Annotated in this window: 13 protein-coding genes and 1 pseudogene; 2 read left to right on the top strand and 12 right to left on the bottom strand. The window is 38.6% G+C overall.

Annotated elements, in window-relative coordinates; genetic code table 11:
• Together RCH56_RS06250 and RCH56_RS06245 are read left to right on the top strand one after the other, a co-directional pair.
• Positions 1–266, top strand: a pseudogene (locus RCH56_RS06250) (transcriptional regulator); the annotation flags it as partial.
• Between the two features lie 148 nt (positions 267–414).
• Positions 415–1206, top strand: coding sequence for an alpha/beta fold hydrolase (locus tag RCH56_RS06245; protein WP_306484117.1), 792 nt, complete (start codon positions 415–417; stop codon positions 1204–1206).
• A 648-nt stretch (positions 1207–1854) separates the two neighbouring features.
• On the opposite strand, the gene guaA is transcribed toward RCH56_RS06245, so the two are convergent.
• The 12 genes from guaA to RCH56_RS06185 form a co-directional block, all read right to left on the bottom strand.
• Positions 1855–3387 carry a glutamine-hydrolyzing GMP synthase gene (gene guaA, locus RCH56_RS06240; RefSeq protein WP_306484116.1) on the bottom strand — a complete coding sequence of 511 codons (1533 nt, stop codon included), beginning with the start codon at positions 3385–3387 and terminating at the stop codon, positions 1855–1857.
• A gap of 11 nt (positions 3388–3398) precedes the next feature.
• Complete coding sequence (locus RCH56_RS06235; RefSeq protein WP_306484115.1) at positions 3399–4229, bottom strand: pyruvate, water dikinase regulatory protein; 831 nt, start codon at positions 4227–4229, stop codon at positions 3399–3401.
• 3 nt (positions 4230–4232) lie between these two features.
• Positions 4233–6296 (bottom strand): glycine--tRNA ligase subunit beta, encoded by a 2064-nt coding sequence (glyS, locus tag RCH56_RS06230; protein WP_306484114.1) that lies wholly within the window; start codon positions 6294–6296, stop codon positions 4233–4235.
• A complete protein-coding gene (gene glyQ / locus RCH56_RS06225) occupies positions 6289–7170 on the bottom strand; it encodes a glycine--tRNA ligase subunit alpha (RefSeq protein ID WP_297378936.1) in 882 nt (293 codons plus the stop codon). The genes glyS and glyQ overlap by 8 nt, the downstream gene beginning before the upstream one ends.
• Before the next feature lies 1 nt (position 7171).
• Complete coding sequence (recO, locus tag RCH56_RS06220) at positions 7172–7939, bottom strand: DNA repair protein RecO (protein WP_306484113.1); 768 nt, start codon at positions 7937–7939, stop codon at positions 7172–7174.
• Positions 7926–8807: a GTPase Era gene (gene era, locus RCH56_RS06215; RefSeq protein ID WP_306484112.1), complete on the bottom strand. Its 882-nt coding sequence runs from the start codon at positions 8805–8807 to the stop codon at positions 7926–7928. Before era ends, recO begins: the two co-directional genes overlap by 14 nt.
• The gene (cdd, locus tag RCH56_RS06210; RefSeq protein WP_306484111.1) at positions 8804–9199 is read right to left on the bottom strand and encodes a cytidine deaminase; all 396 of its coding nucleotides are present in this window, start codon (positions 9197–9199) and stop codon (positions 8804–8806) included. Before cdd ends, era begins: the two co-directional genes overlap by 4 nt.
• Positions 9196–10536, bottom strand: a complete 1341-nt coding sequence (ybeY, locus tag RCH56_RS06205) for an rRNA maturation RNase YbeY (protein WP_306484110.1) — start codon at positions 10534–10536, stop codon at positions 9196–9198. The genes cdd and ybeY overlap by 4 nt, the downstream gene beginning before the upstream one ends.
• 8 nt (positions 10537–10544) lie before the next feature.
• Positions 10545–11501: a PhoH family protein gene (locus RCH56_RS06200; RefSeq protein ID WP_306484118.1), complete on the bottom strand. Its 957-nt coding sequence runs from the start codon at positions 11499–11501 to the stop codon at positions 10545–10547.
• Positions 11502–12033: 532 nt separating this feature from the next.
• Complete coding sequence (locus tag RCH56_RS06195) at positions 12034–12417, bottom strand: hypothetical protein (protein ID WP_306484109.1); 384 nt, start codon at positions 12415–12417, stop codon at positions 12034–12036.
• Entirely contained in the window at positions 12410–13354 is a 945-nt protein-coding gene (floA, locus tag RCH56_RS06190) for a flotillin-like protein FloA (protein WP_306484108.1), read from the bottom strand. The genes RCH56_RS06195 and floA overlap by 8 nt, the downstream gene beginning before the upstream one ends.
• Complete coding sequence (locus RCH56_RS06185; protein ID WP_306484107.1) at positions 13351–13974, bottom strand: NfeD family protein; 624 nt, start codon at positions 13972–13974, stop codon at positions 13351–13353. Before RCH56_RS06185 ends, floA begins: the two co-directional genes overlap by 4 nt.
• Positions 13975–14183: the final 209 nt, after the last annotated feature.

The following is a 14183-nucleotide window of genomic DNA, read 5'->3' as shown; positions in this document are numbered from 1 at the left end:
GTGATATATCAGCATTAATTAATCATGAACCTAATTCTATTTTTGAAATAATGCATATAATCTTTGATTATGAAAAAGATATGAAGTTTAGACCGTTGGCAGGTGATGGAGAAATTACTGGACTTTTATCAAATGATGTAGACTTCAATAATTTTCTTATAGAGTGGAATGAGATGAGAAAAAAGCATTATAACGATGAGATAACAGACGAAGAATTTGAAGATTGGAAGTTATCTTACCCTAAAAAATCAAGATTTTTAAAATAAAATATGTACTCAAAAAGACCACACGTGGAGAGTGTAGTATTGATGTCAAGGATATCATAAACTCAACAGTGGTTTAAAAATTAATAATATATCTCGATTTGTAAAGAAAATATGGAGATAAATAAAATTGAACTTGTGGAGAGACAGTATGATTAAAAAAAGTATGAGATCCGAGCATGGAAAAACTTATTATTGGACTAATGAAAATGTCGAAAAACCAAGTATCGTAATGCTTCCCGGATTGACAGCTGATCGTAGATTATTCGACAAACAGGTAGATGAATTTAAAAATGATTTCAATATTATTGTTTGGGATTGCCCATGTCATGGAGAGTCTAGACCGTATAGTACGTTTAATTACAAATTTGTGACGAAAGAGCTAGAAAGTATATTAAAAATTGAGAATGTTAAATCGGCAATATTTATTGGGCAATCACTTGGAGGAATGATAGCCCAATATTATATAGAAGGACATCAAGAACAAGCGATAGGTTTTATTTCTATAGATAGTGTTCCTTTTGGTAATTATTACAGCAAATTAGATATGTTTTGGTTGAATCAGATTGAGTGGATATGTAAACTATATCCAGATAAAATGCTAAGAGACTTCATAGCAAAAGCTTGTGGTATCACTGAGTATACTCAGAACAGTATGAAACTTATGCTTTCAACCTATAGTAAAAAGGAATTATGCCACTTGATGTGGATAGGTGAAGCAGCATTTATACTTGAAAATCATGAAATAAATCTGAAATGTCCTGTATTGCTCCTACTTGGGGAACACGATAAAGTCGGTAAAGTGTCGCAGTATACAAGAGAGTGGCAAAAAAGGGAAGGATACCCACTACACATTATTAAGGATGCCGCTCATAATTCAAATCAAGATAATCCGGATGAAGTAAATGATTTTATCAGGAAATATATAAATAAATGGTTATAAAAATATTGTAACTACTGTACAATTCGACAAATCTCAGTTTATTGACATTATCAAGTTATGAGTTTATATTAGACAAAACCTATAAAACTTGTACGAATATTGTAGGGTAGGAAAAGAAATCTTCCTCTAAAATAAAATAAACAGAAAGAAAGGGGGATCGAAGTGAATATTATCAAGTCGTTTAACAATTCGATTGATTATCTTGAAACAGTTCTTGATGGTGAAGTCAGCGAAAAGAAAGTAATTCAATTATCCGGATACTCTTATTCATGTTTAGTCGCTTGTTTTCTATTCTAACCGAAACAACGCATTCAGAGTATTTAAGAAGCAGAAGATTAACTGAAGCAGCTATTATATTAAGAGATACAGATGAAAAATATTTAATTAATGAGTTTTATAAAAATTTTGACTCAAATAAATTTGAGGATTTCTGTAACGAAAAAAATATAAAATTTAAAAGAAATGTTCATATTGGATAAAAACAAAGACCGTAGCTTGAAACCACGGTCTAATTTTTTGTCCAAATGTAAACCACTTGGAACTATTATTCAATTTATTCTTTTTTACAAATGTTCCCATTTTAATCCCAGTTGCAGTTTTTAATCTTCTGTAACCGTTGATTTTACAAGGTTTTTGATTTTTTTGCGATTATTCCCATTCAATTGTTCCTGGTGGTTTGCTGGTTATATCGTATACTATTCTTCCTACTCCTGCTACTTCGTTTATCATTCTGTTGGATAGGGTTTGCATTAGGTCGTATGGGAGGTTGGCGGCTTCTACTGTCATGGCGTCGGTGCTGGTTACTGCTCTTACTGCTATGACGTTTTCGTATACTCTTGCGTCTCCTTTTACTCCTACAGTCTTGATTGGTGTCCATACTGTGAAGTATTGCCAGATGTCTTCTTTTAATCCGAAGTTTTCTACTTCTTCTCTTAGGATTGCGTCTGTTTCTCTTACTATTTCTAGTTTGTCTTTGGTGATTTCACCAATTACTCTTATGGCAAGGCCTGGTCCTGGGAATGGTTGGCGCCATACCATATCGTGTGGTACTCCTATTGCCTCTCCTACTGCTCTTACTTCGTCTTTGAAGAGTTCTCTTAGTGGCTCTACGAGTCCTACGAAGTCCATATCTTCAGGAAGACCTCCTACGTTGTGGTGGCTTTTGATGACACTTGCCTTATCTTTACCACTTTCGATTACGTCAGGGTAGATTGTTCCTTGGACTAGGTATTTGGCTCCTCCGATTTTTCTCGCTTCCTCTTCGAATACTTCTACGAAGTGGTTGCCTATGATTTTTCTTTTTTCTTCAGGCTCTTCCACTCCTTCTAGAAGACTTAGGAATTCTTCTGATTTGTCGACCATTTTTACGTTTAGACCAAGGTCCTTGTAGGTTTCCATTACAGATTTGGCTTCGTCTTTTCTTAGTAGGCCGTGATCTACGAAGATACATTGGAGATTATCTCCTATAGCCTTTGATACGATTGTCGCTGCTACTGATGAGTCTACTCCACCTGATAGGCCGCAGATCATTTTTTCTCCAGAGTATTTTTCTTTGATTTCAGCAATTTTCGCCTTGGCAAAGTCTTCCATAGTCCATGTTTTCTCAGCTTGGGCTATATTTATTACGAAGTTTTCTAGCATTTGTTTTCCATACTCAGAGTGGACTACTTCTGGGTGGAATTGTACCGCATAGATTTTCTTTTCTTTGTTTTCTATACCTGCCACTGGTGCATTTAAGGTCCAAGCGATCTTCTTGAAGCCTTCTGCGATTTTGTTTACTCTGTCCCTGTGGTTCATCCAGATTACGGATTCTTGAGGTACATTTTGGAAAAGCTCACTTTTTTGGTCTACAAATAGTGGAGTTTTACCATATTCACCGTTTTTAGGTGTTTCAACTTCTCCCTCGTAATAGTGGTTGATATATTGGAGTCCGTAGCAGATTCCTAGTATTGGAATGTCTAGGTCAAATATTCTGTCATCAGTCTTTAGTGAGTTTTTGTCGTTTACTGATTGTGGGCCGCCTGTTAGGATTATTCCTGCAACATTTTCAAAATCAATGTCCTCGATTTTGGTATCGCAGTCGAATAATTCAGCGTATACTCCCATTTCTCTAACTCTTCTTACGATGAGTTGGTCGTATTGGCCGCCGAAGTTTAATACTATAATTTTGTCTTTCTTCATGCCCCCTCCTTTTATTGGACGTGCTTTTTGCTCTCTTCTGGAAACTTTTCGAAGTAGTATTGGACAATATCTGTTGCAGTTTGCTCGATTGTGTTTTCTGTAACATCTATCACCTTACAATCTAGGTCCTTGAAGACTTCGTGTGCATATTCTAGCTCTCTTCTGATTCTTGTATCCTCGTAGTATATTGACTCTCCTACTATGCCTAAGGACTTACTCCTTACTTCCCTGATGTTTGATAGCTTGTCAGGGTCTATCACAAGGCCTATGATCCTTTCAGGATCTACTTCAAATATCTCACGTGGCAATTTTATTTCTGGCACGAGAGGAAGGTTTGAGACCTTGAAGTTTTTGGTTGCAAGAATCATGGTTGTAGGAGTCTTGCTGGTCCTTGACACTCCTACAAGGACTATGTCTGATAGAGGAAATCCCCTAGGATCTTTGCCATCGTCGTATTGGATGGCAAACTCTATGGCTTCTATCATATTGAAATAATCCTCGGATAGGGTTCTGGTTAGGCCGATTTTTCTTACCGCCTTAAGGCCAGTCGCTTCTTCTACCTTTCTGATTCCGTAGTTTAGGATGTCAAGTACTTCGATGTTTTTTTCTTTGGCTACAGCTCTTAGATGCTTGGATAGGTCTTCGTTGGCGATGGTTTGAACGACTATACAATTGCTGTCAGCCTGATCCATCACTTCGTCAATTTCATCTGTTGTATCTATACTTGGTTTTCTAATAAGATTTACTTTAAGGTTAGGAAATTGGCTTGTAACTGACTTGATGTAGTTTTGTGCAGTCTCTCCGGTCGAATCACTTATAAGTATTGTAGTCAATTCTTTCATTTTTTACCTTACTATTTCTTTTATATCGAGGATTTGTTCAATCCTTCTTGCCAGTTTGTTTTGCATGGCGATTCTATTGTTTTTGACTTCTTCGTCTTCTACATTGATCATGGTATTGTCTAGATAAGTATTACCTATTTCGCTAGTTTCTTTTATCCTGTTAAGCTCTTCCAAAAAGTTCGCTTCTGCACTTGGACTAAAGTCTCCAAGCTCTGTGATTTTCTCATAGAAAGATCTTTCTAGGTCATTTTCGAATAAGTCTTCTCTTACTTCAGCATCTACCCTATAGTCTGAGAGGTTTACGATTCTTGTAAAGTAAGATACTTGATCTTCATTATCTTCTAAGAAGCTATCAATGCTTTTAGCCTTCTTTACGATTTTTATGATATTTAACTCGTCTGTATTTATTACAGAATTTACTGTATCGTAGCTTACCCCATCGTCGATTAGCTTGTTTTTGAGTCTGTCCCTAAAGAAGTCTAAGACCTTGTCCATTGCTGTATCATAATCGAAGGCAAGTTCATTCTTTTCTGTATAGACTAGGAGGGCATCATTTACAAGCTTTCTTAGGTCTATATCGATAGAATTTTCTAGGAAGATATTTATTATTCCAAGACAGGCCCTTCTTAGACCGAATGGGTCTTGGCTTCCTGTTACGTATTTTTCTATAGCGTAGAGACCAACTATGGTATCCATCTTATCTGCTATAGAAAGGATGATACCTGTGATATTTTTTGGTAGGGCTGATCCAGAAGATCTTGGCATGTAGGATTCTTCTATGGCTGTTGCCACTCTTTCTTCCTCGCCTGACTTACTTGCATAAATCCTACCCATAGTTCCTTGTAGCTCGGTAAACTCTACTACCATCTTTGTCACAAGGTCTGCCTTTGATAGGTAGGCTGCTCTGCCTATAGGATGTGCCATATCTTCGCCAATAGCTAGGGCTTGTCTGTATCTTTCTGTAAGGTCCGTGAGCCTTTCTGTCTTAAGCTTCATATTGCCCAAACCTTCAAAGAAGGCAAGATTTTCTAGTTCGTCTACATAGGCTTCGAGCGGCTTTTTCATGTCTATATCGTAGAAGAACTTGGCATCTTCAAGTCTTGCTACTAGGACCTTTTTGTTTCCCTCTACTACATTTTCATTAAATTCTTCGTCACCATTTCTTACGACTAGGAAGTATGGGAGAAGATTTTTGTTCTCATCTAGAACTGGGAAATATCTTTGGTGGTCCTTCATTGGAGTTGTTATTACTTCTTTTGGGATTTCTAGATAGTCTTTGTCGATTCCCCCTATTAGTACAGTTGGATATTCTACTATATTTATAACTTCATCTAGGAGGGCTTCGTCTTTCATATACTCTCCGCCAACTTCGCTAGATAGTCTGTTAAGTCCTCTTTGGATGATGTCTTTTCTGTCCTTATATTTTAGGATTACGTAGTTTTCCTTAAGGAGGTTTTCGTAGTTTTCAATCTTGTCAATTTCTATATGATTGGATCCAAGAGTTCTGTGGCCCTTGGTCACTCTTCCTACAGAAATTCCCTCAGCATCAAAGTCTAGAACTTCGTCATCTAGGATTGATACAAACCATCTGATTGGTCTTGCCCATTTTATTGACTTTCCTGCCCATCTCATAGATCTTGGGAAGGAAATTGACTTCACTAGTTCGTAGACATTTTCTCTTAGGACTTCAGAAACTGATTTTGACTTTTCCTTTTTTTCTACATAGATATAGTCTTCGCCCTTGAATTCTCTGATTACTACATCAGATATGTCCGCTCCTTGGCCTTTTAGGAAACCTAAAAGAGGCTTCTTTGGCTCGCCGCCTTCGTCATAGGCGATCTTTACACTTGGTCCTTTGACAGAGACGGTCTTTTCTGTAAGGTCTGCTTCTAAATTGTTTAACAAGATAGCAAATCTTCTTGGAGTTGACTCTATTGAGATAGACTCGCAAGTTAGTTTGTTTTCATCTATTAGTTTTTTAAATTTATCTTCTAATTGTCTTTTGGTGTTTTTGACATAATCAGAAGGTATCTCTTCTACTCCGATTTCTAATAAGTAATTACTCATCATTATCCTTTCTTAGAAGAGGGTAGCCTAACTCTTCTCTTTTCTCGATAAACTTGTGGGCTACCTTGCTTGATACGTCTCTTACCCTTTTGATATAGTGGCTTCTTTCAGAAACTGATATGGCCCCCTTAGCATCTAGGGTATTGAAAGCGTGGCTTGTCTTTAAGACATTGTCGTAGGCAGGTATGCATAGACCTAGATCGATTAGTCTGTTGGCTTCTTTTTCATAAATATTAAACAATTCTTCTAGGACTTCGTTGTCTGCGTCTTCGAAGGAATATTTGGAATTCTCGTATTCGGCTAGACCAAAGATGTCTCTGTAAGTGAGATCCTTAGACCACTTAATATCAAATACATTATCCACTCCTGATAGATACATAAAGATTCTTTCAAGACCAATGGTAATCTCACCACTTTCGATCTCGCAGTTGATACCTCCGACTTGTTGGAAATAAGTAAATTGTGTAATCTCCATTCCATCAAGCCATACTTCCCAACCGAGTCCCCAGGCTCCTAGGGTTGGACTTTCCCAGTTGTCTTCGACAAATCTTATGTCGTGCTCTCTTGGGTTAATTCCTATTGCTTCCAAGCATTCTAGGTAAAGCTCTTGGATATTATCTGGGGTTGGCTTTAGGAGAATTTGCATTTGGTGGTGTTGGTAGAGTCTGTTTGGGTTTTGCCCATATCTACCATCTGCTGGCCTTCTTGATGGCTCCACATAGCACACCTTCCAAGGCTCAGGACCTAGGGCACGCAAAAATGTATTGGGATTCATAGTTCCTGCTCCCTTTTCCGTATCGTAAGGAAGCATTACCGAACATCCCTCATTCTTCCAAAACTCTTCAAGTTTCATTATTAAATCTTCAAAGTACATTCTAATTCCTTTCGCTTAATCTCTTATAGACCCAATCCATAGAAGAAAACTTCTTGATATCAAGGCTAATTAAGCAATAATCTATTATTAATCTCGCTACTTTCTCATAGTCAGGGCTCATCTTAAGCTTACTAAGCTCTTCTGATTTTGTATATAATAACTTCATAAAATATACGAGGTCATCTCTAGTAAGATAAATCACATTATCCGCATCCTTCTTATGCTCTTCGCATATGAGGGAGGCTTCTCTGATAGAAAAGTAGCCTGTCGCCTTATCTATAATTCTACCGCAAATGCCGCAAGTAGAAAAGTTCGGCTTTAGACCTGAAAATGATATATATTTGATTAAAAATCCCAAAAATATATTAAGATAGCCATAATCAGCGTCTTCTAAGGCCCTAAAGCTTGTATCAAGGAGCTTAAAGACTGTATCCTTCTGGCTTGTATCGATAGTTTTTAGGAGAAAATCACAAATGGCCGACTTGTAGAGGATGATGTCAAAATTCTTGGCACTTTTCTTGTATGATTCTACCAAGTAGCCGTCCCTTATACCGTAGAAGTCTCCCTTCATCTTGTACAAGGATAAGTTTACCTTCATAAATCTTCCTGTCAAAGAAAGAAGGCCGGAGTTTTTTCTGTAAACTCCCTTGGCCATGATAGAAATTCTGCCGACCTTGTCGGTAAATACTTCTATGATTTTGCTAGTCTCCTGATAGCTAAACTCCCTTAAGATAAAGCCTGTCACGTCCTTAAGCTCACTTGTAGCCAAAGCGGTCCACCAGCTTTTCTTTCTTTCTCCAGTCCTTTTCTACCTTGACCCACAATTGGAGGTTGACCTTACTTGATAGGAATTTTTCTATCTCACTTCTCGCATCCATGCCGATTTTCTTGATCATCTGGCCATTTTTGCCGATAACAATCTCCTTGTGGCTATTTTTCTCCACCACAATTGTAGCCCTTATATCTATTAGCTTCTTGTTAGATCTTTCTTTGAAATCATCAATCCTAACAGCCACACCGTGAGGGACTTCGTTGGATAAGTTTCTAAGAGCCTTCTCTCTTATTATCTCTGCTACGATAAATCTCTCGCTCTTATCTGTGATCATATCCCTATCGTAGTAGGCTGGGCCAAAGTCAAGCATTTCCTTGATAGTGTCTAAGAAAACATCAATATTTTTACCTTCTAGGGCGGATATTTCTATAATTCTATCGAAATCGTAAGCCCTAAAATTCTCTCTGATATGGGCTAATTTCTCCCTATCAGCAAGATCGGTCTTGTTTATTAGAAGAATCTTGGGAAGCTTGATTTTTTCAAGCATTTCTAGGATTTCTCCGTCAATCCTTCCAATTTCTTCTGAATCATCAACAACCATGGTGATGATGTCAGATTCCTTGAGGCTTTCTTCTGAGAAGGTCAAAAGCCTTTCTTGAAGCTTGTTTCTAGGAGTTTGGATCCCCGGCGTATCAAGAAAGATTATCTGACTTTCCTCATCGTTATATATAATTTGTATCTTATCTCTGGTAGTTTGGGGCTTGTTTGAAATTATAGAAATCTTCTCTCCTATAATCTTCTCCATTAGGGTTGACTTTCCAACATTGGCCCTACCTACAACAGAGATGAATCCTGATTTTATCATTGTAAATCCTTTTTGCCAAAACTATATGGAAGTAAATCTTCCAAAGTATAGGTCTTATAATCATCTAGGGAGTTTGCTATTACGATTTTCGTATCCTCATCGAAAAACTCCGCCATAAATTGCCTGCAGACTCCGCAAGGATATGTATCTATCGAATCTCCTGTGATAACTATTGTATCAAATTCTCTATAACCCTTGGAGATGGCAGCAGCAAGGGCAGATCTTTCCGCACAAATTGTCGGTGAGTAAGAGGCGTTTTCGATGTTTACTCCCTCAAAAACCTCGCCTTCTTTTGTAAGGAGAACCGCCGAAACCCTAAAGTGCGAATAAGGAGAGTAAGATTTTTCCTTATTGTCTAGGGCAAGTTTTATTAATTTATCTAAATCTTTCATGAAAATATCCCAAATATTGCAAGTGCCACACTTATGCCAAGTATGGCTCCTCTAATTATCTCTTTTATCGAATGAATATCTGCCTCGTATCTGGATTCTGCAACTATAAGGGCGAGTAAGACCATAAGAATCATTACCATGGGATTGTCCACAAGGAGGATTCCAATGGTCGCAAGGCCAAATGATACGGAAGTATGTCCGCTCACAAAGCCTCCCCTAAAGGCGGTTCCATGACCCTCGTAGAAAATTCCCTTAAGGAATATGGTTATGATTATTATTAGGGAAATCGAAATTACCGCCAAATGGCTCGGTCTTCTCGCAATCCTCAAGATTACTGAGTCGTAGAAGTTTAAGAACTTATCGAAAAATATCATATAGCCTACAAAAAGTGCATTAAGGGCTGCTATAAAGGTTGCCGCAGCAGATACGTCCTTGGCGGACTTGGCAAGAGATAGCCACCTACCGTCAGCTGCTATATCGACAGCATTCTCAAGGGCTGTATTTACAAGCTCTAGAGCTATGACTGATGATATAGCAAAGATTAGAAACATCATCTCAATTCTAGAAATATTGAAAAACAAGCTTGCCACAAAGACTATAGCGCAGGCTAAAAGATGAAATTTCATGTTTTTCTCGTGATTTATGGCAAAGACTAGACCCTCGTAGGCATAGTCGAAGCCTTTGAGAAACTTCTGCCCATGGCTTAGGTTCTCCTTGGTATAGATCTTCTCGTACTCTACATTGGCGTATCTTTGCTCAAGTCTTAGCTCTTCCTTGATTTCTTCCTTAAGCTCATCTCTAAATTCTAGAAACTTTTCATCTTCCTTATTTGTTTCTTCTTTTTCCTTCTTGTAGTCATTTTTGTCCATATGGTCAAAGTCTTCTTTATCTTCGTCCTTGAAGACTCTAAGATTTCTCATCACTTCCTTCTCACGATGACGCATCTCTCTTTTCTCGTCTTCTTCCATATGATCGTAGCCTAAAAGATGGAGGGTGGAATGGCAGGTCAGATACATGATCTCTCGCCTTAGAGAATGGCCGAACTCCATGGCCTGATCTTTGGCAACATCCATACAGATTACTATATCTCCCAACATCTTATCTCTATCTGGAAGGTCTATAGTATCATCTAGGGGGAAGGATAAGACATCTGTTGGCCTATCCACATCCCTAAATTCCCTATTTAATCTATGAATCTCCTCCCTGTCGACAAAGGTGATAGAGACTTCATAGTCCTCATCCAACCCCTCTGTCTTTAGGACTTCCTTGACAGTTCTTTCTAGGTCAGCATCCATTTCTATTTTTTCTTCTGTATTGTTTTCAATTAAAAGATGCATAAGCCTTCCTATTCTTTCTTGCTATTAGCTTCCTTTTCTTTTCTCTCAGCCATCCTTCTCGCATCTTCCTTATCGTAGGCATCGATTATCCTTTGAACAAGAGGGTGTCTTACTACATCTATAGAAGAAAATTCCATAAAGGCAATTCCTTCTACATTCTTTAGTATATGCTCTGCCGCCCTTATACCGCTTTTCTTGCCACGAGGAAGGTCGACTTGGGTCTTATCTCCTGTGATTATGGCCTTGGAACCAAAGCCAAGTCTTGTAAGAAACATCTTCATCTGCTCGTGGGTCGTGTTCTGTGCTTCATCTAGTATCACAAAGGACCTATCGAGCGTCCTACCTCTCATGTAGGCAAGGGGAGCGACTTCTATAAGGCCTTTTTCTACGAGATTTTGATAAGTATCAAAGCCTAAAATATCAAAAAGCCCATCATATAGTGGTCTTAGATATGGATCTACCTTATCTTGAAGGTCTCCTGGAAGAAACCCAAGGCTTTCCCCTGCTTCGACTGCTGGACGAGTGAGTATTATCCTATCCACTTCCCCAGCCTTGAAGGCTCTAACGGCCATGGCAACAGCAAGGTAGGTCTTTCCTGTTCCTGCTGGCCCTATACCAAAGACAACATCATTATTTCTGATCTTTTCAATATAAGACCTTTGGCCTAGGGTCTTTGGCTTGATTGGCTTGCCATCAGCCCTTGTGACTATCACATCGCCCAAAAGCCCCTTAATCACGTCTTTATTTTCTCTTTCGAGCATGTCTGCGTGATACTTGATCTTTTGAAAGTCTAGGGACTCGCCCTTACTTATAAGAGTAAGGAGTTGTTCTAAGAGATCCTTGGTAAGCTTAGTATTAAGCTCTTCTCCCTTAATCTCCAGGTCATTATCCTTAACCTTAATCTTGGTATCAAATCTTTCTTCTATATATTTTCTGTTTTTGTCAAAACTCCCAAACAAGCTAATAACTTGGTCAGGGTTTTCTATTGCTAATAATTCTATGATATCAATCCTCCATTAAGAATATTATACTATTTATTGTTACAAATATGTTGAAATTTCTGAAATTTAAAAAACTTCTATATAAAATAAAAGTTTATCAAATAAGGCCCCTATCTGAGGAAGGGCCCTAGTTTCTAATTGAATTTACATTGAGGGGAAGTAGCTCCCTTATCTCTAATGGTCCTAGCCACAATGAATGAAGTGAATTTATGGCAGGTGCCGGACTGTCGGGCTTCGATTTTTGAAGAAAATCGAATAGTGGGACTTATTTGAAAAATAAGTCCCAAGAACTCGAAGAGTTCACAATCGAGGATTTTCGAGATGAAGGGCAAGCCCTGCTATCCTCAATGAGCCGGATGGGCTTGTCTCTGAATCCGAAAACTTCCGTCGAGCGTAGTCGAGAGATTTCTTTATATTTAACCAAATCAAGCGACTTATAAATGATTTATAATAATCTATAGATAGAAGGAAGAAAGCAAGCCCTAAAGCTTGCATCCTACTTTCTCTTAGAGACAGGCTTACCCAAAATTTCTGAGTAGATCAAGGCCTTTCTAAGAGTCTTTCTTTTGTTTTTGCTTTTATTTTCTTCGTAGAGCTTTTCTTTTTTTCTCTTTGCCCTACTTTCTTCTATCCTTCTTTCAGCTGCCGGGTCTCCCTCTTCCTTTATTATTCTGAAGTCTTCTTTGGGGAGCTTTCCTTGCTTTTGCTTAGTATTATTCGAAACTTTTTTCTTTATCTTTTTATTATTAGATCCAAACATCTCCCCGACCGGCTCATCCATATATTCGTTTAGGAGCTCGTTAGTCTTCTTTAACCAATCGTCGAAGGATGGCTTGCGTTTTTTCCCCTGGTCTTTTTTCTTAGGAAAGATTCTAGACATCTAGATCAGCCCCATCTTCTCCAGAAATTGACTCACGCATCTTGGTGTCGGCATTTACATTTTTGATATTGTAATAATCCATAACACCGAGGTTGCCCTCTTCGAAGGCCTTGGCTATAGCTGTTGGAATCTTACTTTCTGCCTCAACTACCTTGGCCCTGTTTTCTTGCTCAAGGGCGATAGCTTGGGCACGTCTTTCCTCTGCCTTAGCTTGGGCGATATTCTTATCTGCCTCTGCTTGATCTCTTTGAAGTTGGGCACCGACGTTTCTTCCGACATCCACATCCGCTATATCAATAGATAAAATCTCGAAGGCAGTTCCGCTATCAAGCCCCTTCATAAGAACTGTTTGGGAAATATTGTCAGGATTTTCTAGAACTTGGGCGTGAGAATTAGATGAACCCACTGTGGTTACAATACCTTCTCCGACTCTGGCAATGATTGTCTCTTCACCTGCACCACCTACTAGTCTTTCGATATTTGCCCTAACAGTAACCTTGGCTATAACCTTAACCTCGATTCCGTTTTTGGCAACAGCGGCGATTACTGGTGTGTTGATTACCTTTGGTGTAACAGAAACTTGGACAGCTTCGAATACATTACGTCCTGCAAGGTCAATGGCTGCGGCCTGCTCAAATGAAAGGTCGATGTTTGCTCTTTCTGCCGCAATTAGTGCATCAACTACTTGATTGATATCTCCTCCTGCTAGGTAGTGACTTTCCAAATCATTGGTAGGAATTTGAATCCCTGCCTGGTGAGACTTAATCATTGCATTTACAATCTTTGATGGAGAAAGTCTCCTAAAACGCATAGCGACAAGGGCTGGCATTGAAATATTTACTCCTGAAAATCTAGCAGTTATCCAAAGTCCAACCGGAACCATGGTGAAAAACACCACCAATAAAACGACAATTATGCCTAAAATTACAAAATTCATCCTATCTCCTTTACCACAATGTGGCCATCTTTTACACTAACAACTTCAATCTCACAGAGGGATTTTATAAAATCACCCTGGCTAGTAGCATCGTAATAATTACCATCGATTTCAATCCTTCCAGTAGGTCTTAGGATTGACTTACTAGTTCCAGTCTTGCCAATTAGGTAAGAATAGTCGACTTTCGAATTGTAGCCTTTCTCCTTACTATTTACGTTCTTAAGTATCCCCTTATCGAAGATATTAGCCCTAAAACCAAGTGTAACATAGACTGTCACGCTTAGGATGATAGCAAGAGTCGCAGCCACAAGAAGGATCACTTCCCTGCCATCCATCATAAAGGAATTGTAGAGGGATAGTCCAACTAGAACGAGTCCACAAATTCCAATAAGGCCGAAACTCGGAATAAAAATCTCAAGAGCCAAGAGAGTAATCCCCGCCACAAAAGAAATCAAAGGCCAAACTTCAGCAATTGGGTCCCTTGCATTAGTAAAATAAAAGGCCCCCAAAAAGATCAAGGCACATATAGCGAAAAATGCCTTCTTCTCAGTAAACAAAACCGAAATCAAGCTTACCACAGCCAGCACAAAACTTAAACCAATAACAAGTTCAAACATCATAAATTTTCCTTTCTGCTCTTAGTATAATTATCATATAAATTGAAGGAAAAATCAAGAAATTGGGCGGGGAGATATTTTTTATAAATATCTGAGACTAAAAATGTTTAGTATGGAGTTATCTGAACAATCTAGTTATTTTAGTAATTAAGTTAACATCTTCGTTCTCTAGGGGACAGCCTAAGGGGGCGGCAGAGGCCCCCTCCAGTCTT

This window comes from Anaerococcus sp., assembly GCF_030825785.1.
GTDB lineage: Bacteria > Bacillota > Clostridia > Tissierellales > Peptoniphilaceae > Anaerococcus.
Note: the sequence above shows the minus strand (reverse complement) of the source record. Positions and strands in the feature narration are given on the sequence as shown.